The sequence below is a fragment of the Nocardia takedensis NBRC 100417 genome (assembly GCF_000308695.1).
Taxonomy (GTDB): domain Bacteria; phylum Actinomycetota; class Actinomycetes; order Mycobacteriales; family Mycobacteriaceae; genus Nocardia; species Nocardia takedensis.
On record NZ_BAGG01000019.1, the window covers coordinates 38,501 to 64,767 of the forward strand.

General features: G+C 71.6%; 1 protein-coding gene and 1 pseudogene. Both read left to right on the forward strand.

Going from position 1 to position 26,267, the window contains the following annotated elements:
- Positions 1-236: 236 nt before the first annotated feature.
- Positions 237-9,242, forward strand: a pseudogene (locus tag ON30_RS04160) (non-ribosomal peptide synthetase); the annotation flags it as partial.
- Between the two features lie 160 nt (positions 9,243-9,402).
- Positions 9,403-26,223 carry a non-ribosomal peptide synthase/polyketide synthase gene (locus ON30_RS04165; RefSeq protein ID WP_444543688.1) on the forward strand — a complete coding sequence of 5,607 codons (16,821 nt, stop codon included), beginning with the start codon at positions 9,403-9,405 and terminating at the stop codon, positions 26,221-26,223.
- The last annotated feature ends 44 nt before the right edge of the window (positions 26,224-26,267 follow it).

The window sequence follows — 26,267 nt, forward strand, 5'->3', positions numbered from 1 at the left end:
ACGTCCGTGCGAGTACATTTGCCGGATCGGTGCCAGTCCGTGCGCGCTCGACGTGGGAGACCTTCGCCACTGTGACACGGGAAACGCGCTGCTCGGAATTGGTTCCGAATGGACGCGTTCGACCGGGAGCGCCGAGGCGGTGGCGGGTACGGACGAGATGAGGGAGGGTATGCAGTGGTGACTGTCACGGTCAACCGGCGCGGCTTCGGCGCCGCGCACCGGGGAGGTCGCCGCCGGTGACTCGATCAGCACCGACCCGCCCGGTCCGGACGGCGCGTGCCAGAGTGCGCACCCTGCCGCATCTGCTCGCCACGGCCGCGGAAACCGATCCGCATCGCGTCGCCGTCCGTTTCGCCACGGCCGAGCGGACGGTGGGCGAGCTCACCTACGCCGAACTCGACCAACGATCGAACCGACTGGCCCGCTTGCTGATTCAGCGCGGCATCGGCCCCGAGGACCGGGTGGCCGTCGGCATCCCGCGCTCGCTGGAATCGGTGCTGGCCGTCTGGGCCGTCGCCAAGACGGGCGCGGCCTTCGTCCCCGTCGACCCGAACTACCCGGCCGAGCGCGTCGCGCACATGATCTCCGACTCCGGGGCCGTGCTCGGCCTGACGGTCTTCGAGCACTCGGGCGCGGTGCCCGCGCTGGTCGAGTGGATCGTCTACGACGACCCCGCCTTCCAGCGCGAGTTGACCACGCGGTACTCGGCCGAACCGCCGTCCAACGACGAGCGCACCGCGCGGTTGCGCGCCGAACACCCCGCCTACGTCATCTACACCTCCGGTTCCACCGGTCTGCCCAAGGGCGTGGTCGTCACCCAGGCGGGCATCGCGGGCTACTGCGCCGAACAGCGCGCCAGGCTCGGCGTCTTCGGCGACGCCATCACGCTGCACTTCTCCTCCCCCTCCTTCGACGCCTCGATTCTGGAACTGCTGCTCGCCGTGGGCGGCGCGGCCACCATGGTCGTCGTCGCGCCGACTGTGCTCGGCGGCGCCGAACTGGCCGAGGTGCTGCGCCGCGAGCGGGTCAGCCACGCCTTCTGCACCCCCGGCGCGCTGTCCACCGTCGACCCCGAGGGCCTCGACGACCTGCGCGTCGTCGTCGCGGGCGGTGAGGGTTACGCGCCGGAGCTGGTGCGGCGCTGGGCGGTCGCCCTCCCGTCGGGGGAGGTGCGCGCCTTCCACAACGCCTACGGCCCCACCGAGGCCACCGTGGCGACCAACATCAGCGGGCCGCAGCGCGGCGACCACCCGCTGACGATCGGCACGCCGCTGGCCGGGGTCAGCGAGTACATCCTGGACGATCGGCTGTCCTCGGCGCCCGCGGGCGTGGTGGGCGAACTGTACGTCGGCGGCGCGCAGGTCGCCCGCGGCTACCATCGGCAGCCCGGTCTGACCGCCACCCGCTTCGTCGCGGACCCGTTCGGCGCGCCCGGTTCCCGGCTGTTCCGCACCGGCGACCTGATCCGCACCACCGCGAACGGCGAGCCCGAGGTGCTCGGCCGCAACGATTTCCAGGTCAAGATCCGCGGTTTCCGTATCGAACTCGGCGAGATCGACGCGGTCCTGGCCGGGCATCCGGGGCTGGACTTCGCGATCACCGTCGGGCACGAACTCGACACCGGCACGACGGTGCTCGTCTCCTACGTGCACGCCGCGCCCGGACTGTCGGTCGACGTGGACGAGGTGATCGAACACGCCCGGCGCAGTCTGCCCACCCACATGGTGCCGACGGTCGTCATGGCGCTCGACGCCATCCCGCTGACCCCGGCGGGCAAACTCGATCGCGCCGCCCTGCCCGAACCCCGCCTGCGCGAGCGCGCCTACCGCGCGCCCGAGACGGGGATCGAGAAGCAGGTGGCGGAGGTGTTCACCGAACTGCTCGCCCCCGATCGGCCGGTGGGCACGGACGACGACTTCTTCGATCTCGGCGGCAATTCGCTGCTCGCGACCCGCGCCGCCGCGCGGTTGGGCGCGGATCTGGACACCCAGATCTCGCCGCGACTGCTGTTCGAGTTCAGTTCGGTGGCGGCCTTCGCCCGCGCCCTCGCCGGAATGGCGGGGTCGGGGCGGCGTCCCGTGTTGACTCCCCGGCCGCGCCCGGAGTTGATCCCGCTCTCGCCCGCGCAGCAGCGCATGTGGTTCCTGAGCCGGTTCGATCCGGAGTCGGCGGTCAACAACATCCCGTTCGCGGTGCGGTTGTCGGGCACGTTGGACACCGGGGCGCTGCGGGCGGCCGTGGCCGATCTGCTGGCGCGCCACGAGACGCTGCGCACGGTCTATCCGGCCGTCGACGGCGTCGGCCACCAGCGGGTCCTGCCGACCGAGCGGGCGCTGCCCGATCTCGAGCCGCGGCCGATGGGCGAGGACGAATTGCGCCCCTGGTTGATGGGTTCGGTACTGGCCGGGTTCGACGTCAGCGCCGAGGTGCCGCTGCGGATGGGCCTGGCCCGACTCGCCGCGCACGAGCACGTGCTGTCCGTCGTGGTGCACCACATCGCGGCCGACGGCGCGTCGGTCGCGCCGATGGTCCGCGACCTGATGACGGCCTACATCGCCCGCACGGGCGGCGCCGCGCCGGAATTCGCGCCGCTGCCGGTGCAGTACGCCGATTACACGCTGTGGCAGCGCGAACTGCTCGGCGACGAGAGCGATCCGACCTCGTTGGCGGCGACGCAACTCGACTACTGGCGTAAGGAATTGGCGGGGCTGCCCGAGCGGCTCGAACTGCCCACCGTCCGGCCTCGGCCCGCGGTGGCCTCCGGTCGCGGCGCCGTGCACGGATTCGAGATCCCGGCCGATCTGGCCATCGGGTTGCGCGGGTTGGCGCTCGAACACGGCGCGTCACTGTTCATGGTCGTGCACGCCGGTCTCGCGGTGCTGTTGGCCCGGCTGGCGGCGACGGAGGACGTGGCGATCGGCACGCCGGTCGCGGGTCGTGGCGAGCGTGAACTCGATGATCTGATCGGCATGTTCGTCAACATGCTGGTGTTGCGCACCCCCGTCGGACCGCACACCTCGTTCGTCGACCTGGTCGCGGCGGTCAAGGACACCGACCTGCGAGCGTTCTCGAACGCGGACGTGCCTTTCGAGCGGTTGGTCGAGGTGCTCGACCCGGTCCGCTCGCAGGCCCACCATCCGCTGGTCCAGGTGGCGCTGTTCTTCCAGAACCTGGACAGCGCGACGCTGGCGCTGCCGGACCTGTCGGTCGAGGTCGTCGAATTCGACGGCGCGGTGGCGCAGTTCGATCTCCAGATCACGGTGGAACCGGACAGCGCGGCCACGGCCCCGGTGCCCGCCGCCATCACCTACGCCGCCGATCTGTTCGACGCCGACGCCGTCGCCGACCTGGCGGACCGGCTGGTGCGGGTGTTCGCCGCCGTCGTCGCCGATCCGGAACGTCCGGTGGGCTCGATCGAACTGCTCGCGCCGCTGGAACGTGACCGTATCCTGCTGAACTGGAACGACACCGGCCGCTTCGTGTCCTCCGAGCTCCTGCTCGACGGCTACCGACGCGCCGCCGCCGCCGATCCAGACGCGGTCGCGGTGGTGTACGAGGGCGCGGAGTTGACCTATCGCGAGTTCGATGCGCGGGTCAACCGGGTCGCGCGGTTGCTGATCGCGCGCGGTGTGGGTGCGGAGTCGCTGGTGGGTCTGGCGATGCGGCGTTCGGCGGATCTGGTGGTGGGGATGTACGCGATCCTCGCGGCGGGTGGCGCGTATGTGCCGTTGGACCCGGATCATCCGGCCGAGCGGATCGGGCACATCCTCGACACGGCGCGACCGGTGTGTGTGTTGAGCACGTCGGCCGACGCGGCGGCGTTGCCGTCGGGTGTCGAGGTGCTGGCGCTGGACCGTCTGGATCTGGACGGGCTCGATCCGTCTCCGGTGCGCCCGGAAGACCTGGTGCGTCAGGTGCGTCGCGACCATCCGGCCTACGTGATCTTCACCTCCGGTTCGACAGGTCGTCCGAAAGGCGTGGCGGTTCCGCACCTGGCGATCCACAACCAGATCTCCTGGATGCTGGCCCAGTACCCGCTGGGGCCGGCCGACGTGTACTTCCAGAAGACGGCGACGACCTTCGACGTGTCGCTGTGGGGCTACTTCATGCCGCTGCGCGCGGGCGCGCGCCTGGTGGTGGCCACCCCGGACGGCCACCGCGACCCGACGTACGTCGCCGAGACGATCGCGCGCGAACGCGTCACCGTCACCGATTTCGTGCCGTCCATGCTGACGGTGTTCGCCGCGCACGCGCCCGCCGCCGCGCTGACCACCTTGCGGCACGTCTTCGTGATCGGCGAAGCCCTGCCGCCGGAGACGGTGTCCGCTTTCGCGGCGATCTCCGACGCCGCCGTGCACAACCTCTACGGCCCGACCGAGGCCGCCGTGTCCGTCACCTACCAGCACGCGGACGCGGCGTCGTCCGGGTCGGTGCCGATCGGATTGCCGCAGTGGAACACTCAGGTCTACGTGCTGGATTCGCGGTTGCGTCCGGTGCCCGCGGGCGTGGTGGGCGAACTCTATCTCGCGGGCAACCAGTTGGCGCGCGGATATGTGCGTCGCCCGGATCTGACCGCGGATCGGTTCGTGGCCAACATCTTCGGGTTCGGCACCTGCATGTACCGCACCGGCGACCTGGTCGCCTGGCGACGCGGCGCGAATGGCGAGTACGCGCTGGACTACCTGGGCCGCAGCGATTTCCAGGTGAAGTTCCGCGGTCAGCGCATCGAACTCGGCGAGATCGAGACGGCGCTGCTGGCGATCGACGCGGTGAGCCAGGCGGTGGCCGCGGTCGTCGCGACCCCGACCGGCGATCAACTCGTCGGCTACGCGGTGCCCGCACCCGGTCACCGGGTCGACGCCGACGGCATCCGCGCGGCGCTCGCCGACACGCTGCCCGCCTACATGGTGCCGAACGCGATCGTCGCGTTGGACGCGTTCCCGCTCAACGCCTCCGGCAAGCTCGACCGCAAGGCCCTGCCCGCCCCCGTCTTCGCGGTCGAGGAGTTCCGCGCGCCTTCGACGCCGACCGAGGGGATCGTGGCGGAGGTGTTCGCCGAAGTCCTCGGCGTCGCGCGGGTCGGTCTGGACGACGACTTCTTCGCGCTCGGCGGCAACTCCCTGCTCGCCATGCAGGTCGCGGCGCGACTGGGCGCGGCGCTGGACACCACCGTGCCCGTGCGGTCGCTGTTCGAGTCCACCACGGTGGTGGCGCTGGCGGCCGATCTGGCGCGGTCGGCCGGTTCGGGGCACACCCGCCCGCCGCTGACCGCTATGCCGCGGCCGGAGCGGATTCCGCTCTCACCCGCCCAGCAGCGCTACTGGTTCCTCAACCAGTACGATCCGGCGGCCTCGGCGGTGGACAACATCCCGCTGGCGGTGCGTTTGACCGGCACGCTCGACGTGGCCGCGCTCGGTCACGCCATCGGCGACGTGTTCGCCCGGCACGAGGTGCTGCGCACCCGTTATCCGCGCTCCGAGGACGGCCCGCACCAGGTCGTGCTGCCCGCGCCCGCGACGGCGTTCACGCTCACCCCGATCCCGGTGCGGCCCGCCGACCTGCTCGCCAAGGTGGTCGAGTTCGCGACCATCACCTTCGACGTGAGCGTCGACGTGCCGGTGGCGGTGGCGCTGTTCGAGATCGTGCGCGCTCCCGGCGAACTCGTCCGCGAACACGTGGTGGCCTTCACCGTGCACCACGTGTCCGCCGACGGTGTGTCCATGGGGCCGCTGGCGCGTGATGTCATGCGCGCCTACGCGTCCCGGCTCACCGGGCAGGCGCCGGACTGGTCGCCGCTGCCGGTGCAGTATGCCGACTACGCGCTGTGGCAGCGCGCGGTCCTGGGCGCGGAGGACGATCCGAGTTCGGTGGCCGCCCGACAGATCGGCTACTGGAAGTCGGCGCTGGACGGGCTGCCCGAACAGCTCGACCTGCCGTCGGACCGTCCGCGCCCGGCGGTGCGCTCCTTCCGCGGCGCGACCGTGCGCGTGGAGATCTCGCCGTCGCGGCACGCGCGGTTGCGGGAAGTGGCGCTGGCCCACAACGCCTCGCTGTTCATGGTCTGCAACGCCGCGCTGGCGGTACTGCTGTCGCGTCTGTCGGGCAGCGACGACGTCGCCGTCGGCACGCCGATGGCGGGGCGCGGCGCGCCCGAACTCGACCAGTTGATCGGCATGTTCGTCAACACCTTGGTCTTCCGTACCCGGGTGCGTCCCGAGCAGCGCTTCGACGCGTTGCTCGCGGCGGTCCGCGCACGCGACCTCGAGGTGCTCGAGCACGCGGAGGTGCCGTTCGAGCGGTTGGTCGAGGTGCTCAATCCGGTGCGTTCGGCCGCGCGCAGCCCGCTGTTCCAGATCGGCCTGTCGTTCCAGAACCACGAGAAGACCTCGTTCGAGTTGCCCGGTCTCACGGTGACCGGTGTCGAATTCGACACCGGTCTGGCCAAGACCGACCTCCAGCTCACCCTCACCGACGGCTACGCCGCCGACGGCGCACCCGACGTGATCGGAGCCGAGTTCACCTACGCCACCGATCTTTTCGATCGCGCCACCGTCGAAGGGTTCGCCCGTCGCTACCTGCGCGTCCTGGACGCGATCAGCGCGGACGACACGGTCGCGGTCGGTGCGATCGACATCCTCGAACCGGAGGAGAGCGCGCGCGTCCTGCGCACCTGGAACGCCACCGGGCGCGCCACGGACACCTCGGCGACGCTGGTCTCCCTGCTCGACGCCGCGGTGGCGCGTTTCCCGCAGCGCACGGCACTGGTCGGCGCGGACGGCGACCGGATCACCTACGCCGAACTCGACGCCAGGGTGAATCGTCTCGCGCGGCATCTGATCGCGCGCGGTGTGGGTCCCGAGTCGCCGGTCGGGTTGGTGCTGCGGCGTTCGGTGGACCTGGTCGTGGCGATGTACGCGGTGGCGCGGGCGGGCGGCGCGTACGTGCCGATCGATCCCGACCAGCCCGCGGGGCGGCGCGAGCACATCCTGGGCGCGGTCGCCCCGGTCTGCGTGCTCACCACCTCCGACACGGGTTTCCTGACCCCGATCGCGCTCGTGATCCGCGTGGACGCGGTCGATCTCGACCATGTGCCCGCCGGGCCGATCACCGACGCGGAACGGCGGGCACCCCTGCGCGCGGGCAACACCGCCTACATCATCTTCACCTCCGGATCGACCGGCGTGCCCAAGGGCGTCGCGGTCAGCCACGGCGCGATCGTCAACCAGTTGCTCTGGAAGCGGGAGACTTTCGCGCTGACGCCGGACGACGCCGTCCTGCTCAAGACCGCCGCCACCTTCGATCTGTCGGTGTGGGAGTTCTGGTCGGCGGTGCTGTGCGGCGGACGTCTGGTGATCGCCGCCCGCGACGGCCTGCTCGACCCGGGCGCGCTGGTGGCGCAGATGGCGCGCGAGAAGGTGTCGGTCCTGCACACGGTGCCGTCCCTGTTGGACGCGCTGGCGGCGGGCCGATTGCCGGAGTCGCTGCGGGTGGTCCTGGCCATCGGCGAGGCGCTGCCCGCGGCCTCGGCGCAGCGGATCGTGCGCGACAACCCGCGGGTGAGTTTGTTCAACGCCTACGGTCCGACCGAGGCGGCGGTGTCGATCACCAGTCACCGGGTCGGGCCCGCCGACACCTTCTCGGTGCCGATCGGTCGGCCCGCGCACAACAGCCGGGTCTACGTCCTCGACTCGCGACTGCGCCCGGTGCCGGTCGGCGTGCCCGGCGAGTTGTATCTGGCGGGAGCGCAGTTGGCGCGCGGGTACGTGGGTCGCGCGGAGTTGACCGCCGACCGGTTCGTGGCCGATCCGTTCGAAACCGGGGCCCGCATGTATCGCACGGGTGACCTGGTCGTCTGGACATCCGACGGCGAGTTGGACTACCGGGGCCGCACCGACTTCCAGGTGAAGGTGCGCGGTGTGCGGATCGAACTGGGCGAGATCGAGGCCGCGCTGCTGGCGGTGCCGGGTATAGCGCAGGTCGCGGTGGTGGCTCGGCGCGACGAGCGGGTGGGCGACAACAAGTTGGTGGCGTATCTGGTCGGTCCCGGTGCGGGCGAGGCGGACCGGGTGAAGGCGGCGCTGGCCACCCGGTTGCCCGCGACCATGATCCCGTCGGCGTTCGTGGCGCTGGACGCGCTGCCGCTGAACAGCAACGGCAAACTCGAGCGCAAGGCGCTGCCCGATCCGGCGGCCGAGGCGCGGGTCTTCCGTGCGCCGTCGACGCCGGTCGAGGAGATCGTGGCGAAGGTGTACGGGGAGGTGCTCGGCGTCGAATCGGTCGGCGCCGACGACGATTTCTTCGAGTTGGGCGGTACGTCGCTGGCGGCGATCCGCGCGGTGGGGATGCTGCGCACCGCGACCGGCGCCGATCCCAAGGTGCCGTGGTTCTTCACCGACGCGTCGGTGTCCGGGCTGGGCGCGCGCATCCAGGCGGCGATGGCGGGCGCGGTGGACTTCGACGAGCGTTCGGAGGAGGCCCTCGGGGTCGTGCTGCCGATCCGCGCGCGCGGCGACGCGCCCGCGGTGTTCGCCATCCATCCGGTCTACGGCCTGTCCTGGTCCTACTCCGGGTTCGCGCGGCACATCGCCAAGCGGCGACCGCTCTACGGCCTCCAGTCGCCCGCGCTGTCGGAATCGGAGTATCTGCCCGAGACGCTGGACGTGATCGTGCGCCGCTACGTCGAGGAGATCCGCGCGATCCAGCCCGAGGGGCCTTATCACCTGCTCGGCTGGTCACTGGGCGGTGTGCTCGCGCACGGCGTGGCGGTGGCGTTGCAGGCGCGGGGCGCGCGGGTCGCTTCGCTGATCATGCTGGACAGCAAACTCGGCGGTGATCTCGAGCACGTCCGCGGCGACATCGCGGGTCTGCTGAACCAGGTGGGCGTGCCCCGCTCGGCCATGGTGCTCGACGGGGGAGTGGACGATCTGAACGAGGAGGCGCTGGCCGCCCTGCACACGGTGCTCCCGGGCGAACTGGCGGTGCTGACCGAGCAGCGGTTGCGGCGGATGTACCGGTCGGCGCTGCGCTCGGTGAGCCTCGTGGACTTCCACCGGCCGGGCGTCTACCGGGGTCGGCTGGACTTCTTCAGCGCCGAGGGCAACGACCTGGCGAAGACCTGGCAACCCTATGTCGAGGGCATGATCGTCGACCATCCGGTGGAGGCTCCGCACGCGCTGATGACGTCACCGGAGGTGATCGAGGTGATCGGCCCGGTGATCGCGGCGGTGATCGACCCGGCCTGATTCTTCGAACACCTGTGCCCCGATGCGCGCGGGGTGGAGCCGCGCGTCTGGTAACGATCGGGGCATCACTCTACGATGCACTCGGGTGGGCGCTGGGGCGGGAGCACACGATCGGGCCGTAGTGGATGGTTAGGGTGAACTGCTGTATGAACCGGGTGTACTGGGATCGCGCCGGCGTGACACGGTCGAAGGCACGGCGATGACCCGCCCCACTCGGACCAGGCCGACCCGGTCCCCCCGGGCCAGGTCCCGCACCCTCCCGCAGTTGTTGCAGGCCGCGGTCGAGGCCGACCCGAGCGCGGTCGCCGCGCGGTTCGCGGACGCCGCGGCAACCCTCGGTGAACTCACCTACGCCGAACTCGACGAGCGTTCCACCCGGCTGGCGCGCTCGCTGATCGGCCGCGGCGTCGGTCCGGAGGATCTGGTTGCCCTGGGTGTGCCGCGGTCGCTGGAGTCGCTGACCGCGCTGTGGGCGGTGGTCAAGACCGGCGCGGGGTTCGTGCCGATCGACCCGAACTATCCGGCCGACCGGATCGCGCACATGGTCACCGATTCCGGCGCGCGCGTCGGCCTGACCGTCGCGGCGGTCGCCGACGCCTTGCCCGCGACGGTGGACTGGCTGGTCCTGGACGATCCGCGCGCCTTCGCCGCGATCGCCGAGGAGTCGGCCGAACCGATCACCTACGCCGAGCGGGTGCGTCCGCTGCGCGCCGACCACCCGGCCTACGTGATCTACACCTCCGGTTCCACCGGTCTGCCCAAGGGCGTCGTGGTGCGGCAGGCGGGTCTGGCCAATCTCTGCGACGAGATGCGCGACCGTTTCCAGGTACGCGCCGAGTCGCGGACCCTGCACGTCGCGTCCCCGTCCTTCGACGCCTCCGTGCTGGAACTGCTGCTCGCGGTGGGCGCGGCGGCCACCATGGTCGTGGTCGCCCCCACGGTGTTCGGCGGCGCCGAACTGGCCGAACTGCTGCGGCGCGAACAGGTGACGCACGCTTTCATCACCCCGGCGGCGCTGGCCTCGGTCGATCCGGCGGGGCTGCCCGATTTCACGATGGTGGCGGTGGGCGGTGAAGCCTGCCCGCCGGAGCTGATCCGGCGGTGGGCGCTGCCCCTGCCCGACGGCACGCGCAGGCGTTTCCACGACGCCTACGGACCGACCGAGACCACGGTGCTGTCCAATATCGGTCCCGCGCTGGAACCGGGCGACATCCCGGACATCGGCGGCCCGATCCGCGGGCTCACCGAATACGTGCTCGACGACCGGTTGGCCCGGGTGCCGACCGGCGTGGTGGGCGAGCTCTACATCACGGGGCCGGGTCTGGCGCGGGGCTATCACGACCGCGCGGGACTGACGGCGTCACGTTTCGTCGCCGACCCGTTCGATCCCGACGGCGCGCGCATGTACCGGACTGGCGATCTGGTCCGCCACACCCCGGCGGGCGGGCTGGAATACCTGGGCCGCAACGACTTCCAGGTCAAGATCCGCGGTTTCCGCATCGAACTCGGCGAGATCGACGCGGTGCTGGCCGCGCACGAGTCCGTCGATTTCGCGGTCACGGTCGGCCACGAACTCGAATCCGGCGCGACGATCCTGGTCGCCTACGTCCATCCCGCTCCCGGCGCCGCGGTGGACGTGGACGAACTCGGGGAGGTGGCCGCGCGCAGGCTGCCCGCGCACATGGTGCCGACCACGATCATGGTGCTCGACGAGATCCCGTTGACCCCGGTGGGCAAACTGGATCGCCGCGCGTTGCCGGAACCGGTGTTGCGGGTCAAGGAGTTCCGCGCGCCCAGCGGCCGTTTCGAGACCGTGGTGGCGGGGGTCTTCGCCGATCTGTTGAACCGCGAGGACCCGATCGGCGCGGACGACGACTTCTTCGCCCTCGGCGGCAATTCACTGCTCGCGACCAGGGCCGCCGCGCGCCTGGGAGCCGCCCTGGACACCCAGATCTCGCCGCGGACGCTGTTCGAGCACGCGACGGTGGCCGCCCTGGCCCGCGCTCTGGCCGAGACGGCGGGGTCGGGGCGGCGTCCCGCGCTGACCCGGCGTCCGCGCCCGGAACTGATCCCGCTCTCGCCCGCGCAGCAGCGCATGTGGTTCCTGAGCCGCTTCGATCCGGAGTCGGCGGCCAACAACATCCCGTTCGCCGTGCGGTTGTCGGGCGGTCTGGACGTGACGGCCCTGCACGCGGCGGTGGCGGATCTGCTCGAGCGCCACGAGACGCTGCGCACGGTGTATCCGGCGGTGGACGGCGTCGGGTATCAGCAGGTGTTGCCGACCGAGCGGGTGCTGCCGGATCTGAGTCCGCGGTCGATGGGCGAGGACGAATTGCGTCCGTGGCTGCTGGGTTCGGTGCTGGCCGGGTTCGATGTCAGCGCCGAGGTCCCGCTGCGGATGGGGCTGGCGTGGTTGGGCGCGCAGGATTACGTGCTGTCGGTGGTGGTGCACCACATCGCCGCGGACGGCGCGTCCATCGCGCCGATGGTCCGCGACCTGATGACGGCCTACACCGCCCGCACCGCCGGGCACGCGCCCGACTTCGCGCCGCTGCCGGTGCACTACGCCGATTACACGCTGTGGCAGCGCGAACTGCTCGGCGACGAGAGCGATCCGACCTCGCTCGCCGCGACGCAACTCGATTACTGGCGTAAGGAATTGGCGGGCCTGCCCGAGCGGCTCGAACTGCCCACCGACCGGCCTCGCCCCGCGGTGGCCTCCGGTCGCGGCGGCGTCCAGCCGTTCGAGATCCCGGCCGGTCTCGCCGCCGCGCTGCGCGAACTGGCCGCCGACCACGGCACCTCGCTGTTCATGGTGCTGCACGCCGGTCTCGCCGTGCTGCTGGCACGACTCGCGGCCACCGAGGACGTGGCGATCGGCACGCCGGTCGCGGGTCGTGGCGAGCGTGAACTCGACGATCTGATCGGCATGTTCGTCAACACCCTCGTGCTGCGCACCCCCGTGCACCCCGACGGAACGTTCGCCGACCTGCTCGCGCGGGTCAAGGACACCGATCTGCGCGCGTTCTCGAACGCCGAGGTGCCCTTCGAGCGGTTGGTCGAGGTCCTCGACCCGGTCCGCTCGCAGGCCCATCACCCGTTGATTCAGGTGGCCCTGTTCTTCCAGAACCTGGACAGCGCGACGCTCGAACTGCCCGACCTGTCGATCGAGGTGGTCGAATTCGACGGCGCGGTGGCCAAATTCGACCTCCAGATCACCGTGCAGCCCGACGGCGACGTGGCTTCGGCCGCTCCCGTGCCCGCGATGATCACCTACGCCGCCGACCTGTTCGATCAGGCGGGCGCGGCCGAGTTCGCCGAGCGGTTGGTGCGCGTGCTGACCGCCGTGGCCGCCGATCCGGAACGCCCCGTCGGCTCGATCGAACTGCTCGCGCCGCTGGAACGCGACCGGATCCTGTTGGACTGGAACGACACCGGGCATCCGATCGCGCCGGAACTGCTGCTCGACGGCTACCGGCAGACCGTCGCCGACCACCCCGACGCGGTCGCGGTGGTGTACGAGGGCGCGGAGTTGACCTATCGCGAGTTCGATGCGCGGGTCAACCGGGTCGCGCGGTTGCTGATCGCGCGCGGTGTCGGCGCGGAATCGCTGGTCGGTTTGGCGATGCGGCGTTCGGCCGATCTCGTGGTCGGCATGTACGCGATCCTGACGGCCGGTGGCGCGTATGTGCCGCTGGACCCGGATCATCCGGCCGAGCGGATCGGGCACATCCTCGACACGGCGCGACCGGTGTGTGTGTTGAGCACGTCGGCCGACGCGGCGGCGTTGCCGTCGGGTGTCGAAGTGCTGGCTCTGGACCGTCTCGACCTCGACGGCACCGACTCGGCTCCGGTCCGGCCGGACGAACTGGTGCGTCCGCTCCACCGCGACCATCCCGCCTACGTGATCTTCACCTCCGGTTCCACCGGACGGCCCAAGGGCGTGGCGATCTCGCACGCGGCCATCCACAACCAGATCACCTGGATGCTGGCCCAGTACCCACTCGGCCCGGCCGACGTGTACCTCCAGAAGACGGCGACGACCTTCGACGTGTCGCTGTGGGGCTACTTCATGCCGCTGCGCGCGGGCGCGCGCCTGGTCGTGGCGACCCCCGACGGTCACCGCGACCCGGGCTACGTCGCCGACACCATCGCCGCCGCAGGCGTGACGGTCACGGATTTCGTGCCGTCCATGCTGACGGTGTTCGCCGCGCACGCTCCCGCCGCCGCGCTGGGCACCCTGCGCCACGTGTTCGCGATCGGTGAGGCGTTGCCGCCGGAGACGGTGGCGGCGTTCGCCGCGGTGTCGGACGCGGCGCTGCACAATCTCTACGGTCCGACCGAGGCCGCCGTGTCGGTGACCTACCAACCGGCCGATCGGGCCGCCTCCGGGTCGGTGCCGATCGGTCTGCCGCAGTGGAACACCCAGGTGTACGTGCTGGATTCGCGGTTGCGTCCGGTGCCCGCGGGTGTCGTGGGCGAGCTGTATCTGGCGGGTGACCAGTTGGCGCGCGGGTACGTGCGTCGCCCGGATCTGACCGCGGATCGGTTCGTGGCCAACCCGTTCGGCTTCGGCGCGCGCGTGTACCGCACGGGCGATCTGGTGGCGTGGCGGCGCGACCGGGACGGCCAACTGGTCCTGGACTACTTGGGCCGCACCGATTTCCAGGTGAAGTTCCGCGGTCAGCGCATCGAACTCGGCGAGATCGAGACGGCGCTGCTGGCGGTCGAGGGCGTCAGTCAGGCCGTGGTCGTGGTGCTCTCGGGGCCGACGGGAGATCAACTCGTCGGTTACGCGGTGCCCGCGCCGGGCCACGATCCCGACCCCGTCGCCCTGCGCGACGAACTCGCGAAGACGCTGCCCCCCTACATGGTCCCCGCCGTGATCGTCCCGTTGGACGCTTTCCCGCTGAACAGTTCCGGCAAGCTGGACCGCAAGGCGCTGCGCGCGCCGGTCTTCGAGGCCAGGGCCTTCGCCGCGCCCGCGACCGCGCTGGAGGAGGCGGTCGCGCAGGTGTTCGCCGACGTCCTCGGCGTGGAGCGCATCGGCCGCGACGACGATTTCTTCGAACTCGGCGGCAACTCGCTGAGCGCGACCCGGGTGGCCGCGCGTCTCGGTGACGCGCTGGACACCAGGGTGCCCGTGCGCCTGCTGTTCGAGGTGTCCACGGTGGCCGGACTTGCCGCGCGCGTGGAACTGACCGACCGCGACCGCAAGGCGCTGGTGGCCGGTCCGCGCCCGGACCGCATCCCGCTGTCGCCGGCCCAGCAGCGCATGTGGTTCCTCAACCAGTTCGACACCGGGGCCGCCGCCTACAACCTGCCGGTCGCGGTCCAGTTGAGCGGCGCGCTCGACATCCCCGCGCTGCGGGCGGCCGCGCTGGACATCATCACACGCCACGAGACGCTGCGGACCCGCTACCCGCAGACCGACGACGGGCCGATCCAGGAGATCCTGCCGCCCGCCGCCCCCGATCTGGGCCTGGTCGAGGTGAGCGAGGAGGCGCTGTTCGAGCGGGTCGCGGAGATCGCCTCGACCGGCTTCGACGTCGCCGCCGAGGTGCCGCTGCGCCTGGCGCTGTTCCGCATCGGCGGCGCGGCCGACGAGCACGTCCTGCTGCTGGTGGTGCACCACATCGCCGCCGACGGTTGGTCGCTGGGCGCGCTGACCCGCGACATCATGGCCGCCTACGCCGCGCGCTCGCAGGGCGAGGCGCCGAACTGGGCTCCGCTGCCGGTGCAGTACGCCGATTACGCGCTGTGGCAGCGCGAGTCGCTGGGCGACGCCGCCGATCCCGAGTCGCCCGCGGCCGCGCAGTTGGCCTACTGGACCGACACGCTGGCCGGCCTCCCGGAGGAGTCCACGCTGCCGATGGACCGTCCGCGCCCGGAGGTCCAGTCCTATCGCGGCGGCGCGGTGAGTTTCCGCGTCGACGCCGAAACCCACCGCGGGCTGCGAGAACTGGCGCGCGCCGCGAACGCCACGGTGTTCATGGTGGTGCATTCGGCGCTGGCCGTGCTGCTGGCGCGGATGGCGGGCACCGACGACGTCGCGATCGGCACCCCCGTGGCGGGGCGCGGCGCGGCCGAACTCGACGACGTCATCGGCATGTTCGTCAACACCGTCGTGTTGCGCACGATCCTGGACCCGAGCGAGCCCTACACCGACCTGCTGGCCCGCACCCGCGAGGACGATCTGGCGGCCTTCGCGCACGCCGACATCCCGTTCGAGCAGTTGGTCGAGGTCCTCGCGCCCGCGCGGTCCACCGGGCGGACCCCGCTGTTCCAGGTGGCGCTGTCGTTCGTCAACCTGCCCTCCGGTGATTTCGAGTTGCCGGGGTTGAGCATCCGCGGCCTGGACGCGCCGGTCGACATCGAGCGCTTCGACATGCAGTTGACCGTCGTGGAGGGCACGGCGGGCGGTGCGGACGGCATGGCCGGTGAACTGACCTACGCCCGCGACATCTTCGACGCCGCGACCGTGCGGGCCTTCGCCGAACGGTTCGTGCGCATCCTGCACCGGATCGTGGCGGGCCCGTCCACTCCGGTCGGCGACCTGCGTCTGCTGTCGGAGGCCGAGGCCGACCGCCTGGTCCGCATGCGCGGCCGCGTGGTGACCGCCACCGGCACGCTGCCCGACCTGCTCGACGCCGCCGCGCGCGGCAATCCCGACGGGGTCGCGCTGGAAGACGGCGAACGCTCGCTGACCTACCGCGAACTGGACGCGCTGTCCGCGCGCTGGGCGCGGGCGCTGATCGCGCGCGGCGTCGGACCGGGCGATCTGGTCGCGATCGGCATCCCGCGGTCGCTGGAATCGGTGCTGGCCTTCTGGTCGGTCGCGCGGGCGGGCGCCGGTTTCGTACCGGTGGACCCGAACTATCCCGCCGAGCGGGTCGCGCACATGCTCGCCGATTCCGGCGCGGCGTTCGGCTTGACGCTGACCGCGCTGCGCTCCGATTTCGGCGACGACCTGGAGTGGCTGGCGCTGGACGCGCCCGGCTTCGACCTGGACGAGTTCGCCGCCACGCCGGTCACCGACGCCGACCGCGTCCGCCCGGTGCGCACCGTCGACGTCGCCTACGTCGTCTACACCTCCGGGTCGACCGGCGTCCCCAAGGGCGTCGCGGTCACCCACGCCGGTCTGGCGGGCTACAACGCCGAGCAGCGCGAACGGTTCACCGTCACCCCGGAGTCGCGCACCCTGCACTTCGCCACCCCCAGTTTCGACGGCGCGGTGCTGGAACTGCTGCTGGCGATCGGCGGCGGCGCGACCATGGTCGTCGTCCCGACCGACGTCTACGGCGGCGCGGACCTGACCGAGCTGTTGCGCGCGCGGCGGGTCACCCACATGTTCATCACCGCGGCGGCGCTGGCCTCCCTCGACCCGACCGGGCTGACCGATCTGCGCGCGGTGTTCACCGGCGGCGAGACCTGGTCCCCGGATCTGGTGCGGCGCTGGGCGGTCGACGGCAGGCGCTTCCACAACGCCTACGGCCCGACCGAGACCACGATCATCGTCAACTTCAGCGAACCGCTGACCCCGGGCGAGCCGGTGACGATCGGCGCGCCGATCCGCGGGATCACCGAATGGGTGCTCGACGAGCGGCTCAACCCGGTGCCGCCGGGGGTCGCCGGTGAGCTCTACATCGCGGGTGACCAACTCGCGGCCGGCTACCACCGCAGGCCGGGCCTGACCGCGGGCCGTTTCGTGGCCTGCCCGTGGCATCCGGCGCAGCGCATGTACCGGACCGGCGACGTGGTGCGCTGGACCCACCGCGGCGAGATCGAATTCGTGGGCCGCAACGACTTCCAGGTCAAGGTGCGCGGTTTCCGCATCGAACTCGGCGAGGTCGACGCGGTGCTGGCCGACCACCCGAGCGTCGAGTTCGCGGTGACCGTCGGGCGCAAGACGGGTACCGGGGCGACCGTGCTGGTCTCCTACGTCAAGCCGGTCGCCGACGAGCGCGTCGACATCGGCGCGCTGGCCGCCTACGCCCAGCAGCGTCTGCCCGCGCACATGGTGCCCACCTCGATCATGGCCCTCGACGAGATCCCGCTCACGCCGGTCGGCAAGCTGGATCGCAAAGCGTTGCCGGAACCGCTGTTCGAGACCGCGATCTTCCGCGCGCCCGCCGACGCCGTGGAACAGGCCGTGGCCGACGTCTACGCCGAGGTGCTCGGCGTCGAGCAGGTCGGCGTGGACGACGATTTCTTCGCCCTGGGCGGCAATTCGCTCAGCGCGACCCGGGTGACCGCCCGCCTCGGCGCGCTGCTGCGCACCAAGGTGCCGGTGCGCCTGCTGTTCGAGGCGCCCACGGTCGAGGCGCTGGCCGCCCGCCTGGATGCGCCGACCGGCCCCGAGGTCCCGGCTCTGGTCGCGGGGCCGCGCCCGGAGCGCGTCCCGCTCTCGCCCGCCCAGCAGCGCATGTGGTTCCTCAACCAGTTCGACACCGCCGCGCCGACCTACAACATCCCGGCCGTGGTGCGGTTGACCGGTGTGCTGGACGTGGAGGCGTTCGGACAGGCGATCGCCGACGTCGTCTCGCGCCACGAGGTCCTGCGCACCACCTATCCGCAGACCGCGGACGGCCCCGAACAGGTCGTGCGGTCCGCGGCCGACGCGATCGCGCCCGTGCACCCGATCGTGGTGCGCGACACCGAAGTGCCGTCCCGGATCACCGAGATCATCGGAACCGGTTTCGACGTGGCGACCGAGGTTCCGCTGCGGGTGGCGCTGCTGCGGGTCAACGCCGCGCTCGACGAGCACGTGGTGGTGTTCGTGGTGCACCACATCGCGGGCGACGGTTGGTCGATGGGCCCGCTGACCCGTGACGTGATGGCCGCCTACGCCGCGCGCGCCGCGGGTGTCGAACCCGGCTGGACGCCGCTTCCGGTGCAGTACGCCGATTACGCGCTGTGGCAGCGCGAACTGCTGGGCGCGGAGGACGATCCCGAGTCGACCGCGGCCCGTCAGATCGAGTTCTGGCGCGCCGAACTGTCCGGCCTGCCCGCCGAATCCACGCTGCCCGGCGACCGGGCTCGCACGCCGATGCCGACGCGGCGCGGCGCGTCGCTGGAGTTCGGCGTCGACGGGAAGGTGCGCGCGGCGCTGGCCGAGGTGGCGCGGACGGGGAACGCGACGCTGTTCATGGTCGTGCACTCGGCGCTGGCGGTCCTGCTGGCGCGGCTGTCCGGGGCCGAGGATCTCGCGATCGGCACGCCGGTCGCCGGTCGCGGCGCGGCCGAACTGGACGATCTGATCGGCATGTTCGTCAACACGGTGGTGTTGCGCAGTCACGTCGATCCGCGCGAATCCTTCACCGATCTCCTGGCGCGTCAGCGCGAGACCGACCTGGCCGCGCTCGCCCAGGCCGACATCCCGTTCGAGCGGTTGGTCGACGTGCTCGAGCCGGAGCGTTCCACGGCACGTTCGCCGCTGTTCCAGGTCTCGCTGGCCTTCCAGAACCTGCCCTCGGGCAGTTTCGAGCTACCCGGGCTGCGGGTCGGCGCGGTCGATTTCGACGCGGCGACCGAGAAATTCGACCTCTCGCTGACCATCCGCGAGACGGTCGACCCCGACGGCGCGAACACGCTCTCGTGCCACCTGTCCTACGCGACCGACCTGTACGACCCGCAGACCGCCGCCGGTTTCGCCGAGCGGTTCCAGCGCCTGCTGGCCGCGTTGGCCGCCGACCCGTCCCAGGCCGTCGGCGACGTGGAACTGCTGACCGAGGCCGAACGCGAGCAGGTGCTGCGCACCTGGAGTGCCTCCGGCCCGGATGTCGGCCTGGACGCCACCCTGGTCGAACTGTTCGACGGCGCGGTGCGCGACAACGCCGAACGCACCGCGGTCGTCTTCGACGAGCGCAAACTCACCTACGCCGAACTCGACGCGCGGGTCAACCGCTTGGCGCGCACGCTCATCCGGGCGGGCGCCGGACCGGAGACCTTGGTGGCGGTGGCGCTGCCGCGCTCGCTGGACCTGGTGGTCGCGCTGCTGGCGACCGTCAAGGCGGGCGCGGGCTACCTGCCCGTCGACCCCACCTACCCGGCCGACCGCATCGCCTACATGCTCGACGACGCGCAACCGGTCTGCGTGCTGAGCACCGCCGAACGCGACGTCGACCTGCCCGCGGACCTGCCGGTCCTGGAAATCGACACCCTGGATCTGTCCCAGGTGCCCGCCGGGCCGATCACCGCCGCCGAACGCCGCGCGCCGCTCACGCCGGACTCGATCGCCTACGTCATCTACACCTCCGGGTCGACCGGCAGGCCCAAGGGCGTGCGGGTGCCGCACCGCACGGTGGTGGCGCTGTTCGCCAACACCCACAACGATTTCGGGTTCGATCGCTCCGACGTGTGGACGATGTTCCACTCCTACGCCTTCGACTTCTCGGTGTGGGAACTGTGGGGCCCGCTGCTCTACGGCGGCACCCTGGTCGTGGTCGACTACTACGTCTCGCGCTCGCCCGAGCAGTTCCTGCACCTGCTGCGCCGCGAACGGGTCACCGTGCTCAACCAGACCCCGTCGGCGTTCTACCAACTGGCCGAGGCCGACCGCGTCGCCGAACCGACCGCGCCGCCGCTGGCGTTGCGCTACATCGTCTTCGGCGGCGAGGCGCTGGAACCGCGCCGACTCGCCGACTGGTACAGCAGGCACACCGACACCACACCGCGCCTGGTGAACATGTACGGCATCACCGAGACGACGGTGCACGTCACCCGGCGCGCGCTCGACGCGGCCTCGGTGGAGGCGGCCGACGCCAGCGTCGTCGGGCGGGCCATCGCCGGTCTGCGCACCTACCTGCTCGACAGCGGCCTGCGTCCGGTGCCGCCCGGCGTCCCCGGCGAGATCTACGTCGCGGGCAGCCAACTCGCGCGCGGCTACCTCGGTCGGCGGGCGCTGACCGCGAGTCGCTTCGTCGCCAACCCGTTCGACGAACCCGGCGCGCTGCTGTACCGCTCGGGCGATCTGGCCCGCTGGAACCGCGACGGCGACCTGGAATACCTCGGCCGCGCCGACGACCAGGTCAAGGTGCGCGGATTCCGCATCGAACTCGGCGAGATCGAAGCCGCGCTGCTGGCCCAGGAACGCGTCCGGCAGGTCGCGGTCGTGGTCCGCGAGGACAAGCCCGGCGATCAGCGGATCGTGGCCTACCTGGTCGGCGATCCCGGCGCGGCGCTCGACGTCGAGTCCGTGCGCGAAGGCGCGGGCGAGGCGCTGCCCACCTACATGGTCCCCTCGGCCTTCGTCGTGCTGGACGCGATCCCGTTGACCGCCAACGGCAAACTGGACCGCCGCGCGCTGCCCGCCCCGACCTTCACCACCACCGCGACCCGCGAGCCGATCGGCGACGTCGAGGCGCGGATCGCCGAGTTGTTCGCCCAGGTGCTGGGTCTGGAGTCGGTGGGCGTGGACGATTCGTTCTTCGCCGTCGGCGGCGACAGCATCCTGTCGATTCAGCTGGTGTCGCGCGCCAAGGCGGCGGGCATCGTGTTCAGCCCGCGCCAGGTGTTCGAGCAGCGCACCGTCGCCGGACTCGCCCGGGTCGCGGCGGCCGCCGCCGACAGCACACCCGACGTGCTCGAGGAATTGCGCGGCGGCGGCGTCGGTGAGATCCCGCTGACCCCGGTGCTGGCCGCCTATCTGGCGCACGGCTCGCACAACCGGTTCTTCCAGAGCATGGTGCTCGGACTGCCCGAGGAGATCGACGCGGCCGGCCTGGTGGAGACCATCGGCGCGGTTCTCGACCACCACGATGTCCTGCGGTCGCGGGTTTTCCGCGCCGAGACCGGTTGGCGGCTCGAAGCGCTGCCGACCGGCGCGATCGACCCGACCGAGTTGATCGGGCGCATCGACATCCCGGCGGGCACGAGCGAGGAGGAACTGCGGCGGATCGCGGCCTCGGCGGTGGAGGAGACGGTCGACGCGCTCGACCCGGCCGCCGCGCGCATGCTGGCCTTCACCTGGCTCAGCCGACCCGACGGACCGGACGTCCTCGCCGTGGCCGCCCACCACTACGCCATCGACGGCGTGTCCTGGCGCGTGCTGATCCCCGATCTGGCGACGGCCTGGGCGCAGCGGCTGTCCGGTCAGCCGATCGCGTTGTCGCCCAACGGCACATCCTTCCGCCGCTGGGCGCACGGCCTGGTCGAGGTGGCCCCGCGCAGGCGCGGCGAGATCGACTTCTGGCGCTCGGTGGTGGCCACCCCCGACCCGCTCTTGGGCGCGCGCGCCCTCGATCCCGCCTTCGACACCCAGGCCACCGTGCGCCGGGTGCAGATCCGCGTCCCGGTCGAGGTGGCCGAGGCCGTGCTGACCACCGTGCCCGCGCTCTACCGCGGCGGCGTGAACGACGGACTGCTCGCGGCGCTGGCGATGGCGGTGCGCGCGTGGCGGGCCCGGCGCGGCGTCGACGCCCCGCGCACCCTGGTGAAACTCGAGGGCCACGGCCGCGAGGAAGAGGTGCTGCCCGGCGCGGACCTCACCCGCACGGTCGGCTGGTTCACCAGCATCTACCCGGTCGCCCTCGACCTGTCCGGGGTCGACCCGGCCACGGTCTTCGACGGCGGCGCGGCCACCGGTGACGCCATCAAGGCGATCAAGGAACAACTGCTCGCCGTGCCGGACAAGGGCATCGGCTACGGACTGCTGCGCCACCTCGACCCGGAGAGCGGCGCGCGGGTCGCCGGTCCGCTCGGCCAGATCAGCTTCAACTACCTGGGACGGGTCTCGGCGGGCGGTGTGCCCGAGGGGCTGACGGCGCTGGGCTGGATGCCGACCGACGCGGTCGGCCAGCACAGTCCCGACCAGGACCACGCCATGCCCGCGGCGGCCGTCGTCGACGTGAACGCGATCGTCAACGACGGGCCCGACGGCCCGCTGATGGACGTCACCTTCCTCTACGCGGCCGAGGTCATCGGCGAATCCGAAGTCCGCGAACTGGCCGAGGACTGGGTCGACGCGCTCGGCGCGCTGGCCCGCCACACCGAGGACCCGTCGGTGGGCGGTCTCACCCCGTCCGACGTGCCGCTGGTACGGGTCACCCAGGACGAGATCGAGCGGTGGCGCGCGCAACGCCCCGGCCTGAGCGACATCCTGCCGCTCTCGCCGTTGCAGGCGGGTCTGCTGTTCCTCACCGAACTCGACCTCGACGCCGTGGACGACTACGTCATGCAGTTCTCCCTGGAACTGGCGGGCGGCATCTACATCGACCGGATGCGGCGCGCCGCCCAAGCCCTGCTCGACCGGCACGCCAGTCTGCGCACCGCGTTCGTCAACGCGGCCGACGGCACACCGGTCGCCCTGGTGGTCGACGCGGTGCCGGTGCCGTGGCAGGCCGTCCCCGACGTCCCCGACGAGCAGTTGGACGCCGTCCTGGCCGCCGAGCAGCGTCGGCGTTTCGACCCGGCCACCGCGCCGCTGATGCGGGTCTCCATGCACCGCACCGTGTCCGGGCGCAGCTTCCTGACCCTGACCACCCACCACATCCTGCTCGACGGTTGGTCGATGCCGCTGTTGATGAAGGATCTGCTGGCGCTCTACGCGCTGCGCGGCGACGGCACCGCCCTGCCCCGGGTGCGTCCCTACCGCGAATACCTGGCGTGGCTGAGCGAACAGGACCCGGACGCCTCGCGGCGCGCCTGGACCGACGCGCTCGCAGGCGTCGAACCGACGCCGCTGGTGCCCGCGCTGCCCGCCCCCGCCACGCCCGCCGACGGGGTCGGCGTGGTCGAGTTGACGCTCTCGCCGGAGGAGACCGCCGAACTGACGGCGATGGCGAGCGGGGCGGGCGTCACCGTGAACACGGTGGTGCAGGCCGCGTGGGCGCTGGTCGTCGCCGCGAGCACCGACCGCTCCGAAGCGGTGTTCGGCGCCGCCGTGTCCGGTCGTCCGCCGCAGTTGGACGGCATCGACTCGATGGTCGGCCTGTTCGTCAACACGATCCCGGTGCGGGTGCGCTTCGAGCCGGACTGGACGGTGCGCGAACTGCTGGGCCGTCTGCAATCCGAACAGGCCGCCCTGCTCGACCACCACTACCTCGGGTTGGCCGACCTCCAGCGCGCGGTGGGCGTGGACGCGCTGTTCGACACCATGATCGCCTTCGAGTCCTACCCGGTCGACTCCGAGGGGCTGGCCGAGGCGGGCACCATCGACGGCATGTCCGTGGTCGACCTGCGCGCGGTCAACTACACCCACTACCCGGTCACGTTGCTGGTGAACCTGGACACCCGCCTGTGGGTGAAGGTCCAGCACCACCGCGCGTCGGTGGACGACGCGGTCGCGCGGTCGCTCACCGACCGGTTGCGGATGCTGCTGGGAGCCTTCGTCACCGCGCCCGAGCGCGCGCTGTCGCGGCTGTCACTGCTGCTGGAACCCGAACGGTTCGTGCTGGAGTCGATGAACGGCACGGACGTGGCCTGGCCCGCCGACGAGGCGACGCTGGTGTCGAAGTTCCGCATCCAGTCCGAACGCTCACCCGACGCGCCCGCCCTCAGCGCGGGCGGTCGCACGCTGACCTACGCCGAACTGCGCGAACGCGTCGACGTCATGGCCGACGCCCTCGCGGCGCGCGGCGCGGGGCCGGACACGCTGGTCGCCGTCGCGATGCGGCGCTCGATCGATCTGGTCGTGGCGGTGCACGCGGTGCTCAGTTGCGGTGCGGCCTACGTGCCGGTCGACCCGGACCACCCCGCCGAGCGCAACGACCACGTCCTGGGTTCGGCGCGTCCACTGTTCGTACTCACCACGGCCGCCGACGATTTCGTCACCGGGACCGAGGTCCCGGTGGTCGACGTCGCCGACCTGGACGAACCGGAGGTCGCGCCCGCGCGGCGGTGGCCGCGCCCCGACAACCTGGCCTACGTGATCTACACCTCCGGCTCGACCGGTCGTCCCAAGGGCGTGATGATCACCCACCGGCAGATGGTCAACCAGTTCCGCTGGGCGCAGTCGGCCTACCCGCACAACCGCTCCGACACCGTGCTGCACAAGACGCCGATCACCTTCGACATCTCCACGTGGGAGTTGTTCTGGCCCTTGCAGACCGGTGCGCGACTGGTGCTGGCCGAACCCGACGGCCACCGCGATCCGCGCTACCTCGCGGAGCTGATCCGGCGCGAATCGGTATCGACGGTGCATTTCGTGCCCTCGATGCTGGACGCGTTCCTCGATCTGGCCCCCGATCTGCCGACCGCGGTGCCGCGCCGGGTGTTCGCGGCGGGCGAGGCGCTGGGCGCCGGCACCGTCGCGCGGTTCGACGCGTCCCTGCCGGGCGCGCTGCACAACTGGTACGGCCCGGCCGAGGCCACCGTGGTCACGGCCTGCCGCGCCAACGGCGCCGACCCGAACGCGCCGGTCTCCATCGGTTCGCCGGTCGCCAACACCCGCGTCTACGTGCTCGACCGCCAGTTGCGCCAAGTGCCGTTGGGCGCGCCCGGTGAGCTGTACGTCGGCGGCGTGCAACTGGCGCGCGGTTACGTCGGAGCGCCCGCGCTGACCGCCGAACGGTTCGTCGCCGATCCGTTCCGGCCCGGCGTGCGCCTCTACCGCACCGGTGACGTGGTCAGGCTCTCGCGCGGCGGCCTGGAATACCTCGGCCGCGCCGACTTCCAGGTCAAGATCCGCGGTCAGCGCATCGAACTCGGCGAGATCGAGGCCGTGCTGGCCCGGCACGACGCGGTGGCGCACGCCGCCGCCGCGGTGGTGCCCGAGCCGGACCGCCTGGTCGCCTACGTGGTGGCCGCCCCGGATCGCGAGATCGACGACGCGGCGCTGCTCGAGCACGCCCGCGCGAGCCTGCCCGGGTACATGGTGCCCGCGGTCGTCGTGACGCTGCCGGAACTGCCGCTCAACGCCAGCGGCAAACTCGACCGCCGCGCGCTGCCGGTGCCCGAGTTCACCGCGCGCGCCTACCGCGCGCCGGTCACCCCGACCCAGCACCTCGTGGCGGAGGTCTTCGCGGAAATCCTCGGCCTGGACCGGGTCGGCCTGGACGACGATTTCTTCGCCCTCGGCGGCACCAGCCTGGAGGCGAGCCGGGTGGCGGGCCGGTTGCGCGCCCGCTCCGGCGCCGAGGTGCGCGTGCAGTGGTTCTTCCTCGCCCCGACCGTCGAGGCGCTGGGCGACCGGCTCGCCGAGGCCGCCGCGGGCACCCTGGACTACACCGCCGAGACCGAGGCCGCGATGGGGGTGCTGCTGCCGATCCGCGCCTCCGGGGACCGACCCGCGCTGTTCTGCGTCCACCCGATGTACGGGCTGGCGTGGTGCTACAGCGGGTTGGTCCGCCACGTCGGCCGGGACACGCCGATCTACGGCATCCAGGCCGCCGCGCTGTCGGAGGACGCGCCGCCGCCGCGCTCACTGCGCGAGATGGCGCACCGGTACGCCACCGAGATCGTGGCCGCCCAACCGCGCGGGCCCTACCACCTGCTCGGCTGGTCGCTGGGCGGTGTGCTGGCCCACGAGATCGCGGTCATCCTGCAGACCTCGGGTCGGGAGGTGGCGGTGCTGGCCATGCTCGACAGCGATCACGACTTCGACCTGACCACTTGGCGCACCGCCACCGTGGAACTGTTGGCCGAACTCGGGCTGACCGGCGTCGACGCCGCCGGTTTCGCCACGGACCGGCCGCTGGAGCTGTCCGAGGCCGACTTCGCCAAGCTCTACGCGGCGATCCCGGCCGACACGGTCGGGATCACCCCGGACCGATTGCGCCGGATCTACACCAGCGCCATGCGGTCGGTGGAGCTCACCCGCGAGTTCGAGCCGAAGTTCTTCGACGGCACGGTGCAGTTCTTCCGCGCCGCCGCGGACACCCGGCGCACCCACGACGTGATCGCGGCGTGGCATCCGTACGCGGCCCGGGTGGTCGACCATCCGGTCGCGGCGACGCACGAGGTGATGACACAGGCGCCCGCGCTCGGCGAGATCGGCCCGGTGCTGGATAGATTGTTGCGAGGAGAGGACGACGCCCGGTGACCCCCGGACATCGGGCGTGCCCCCGACCCGACCGGCTGTACATT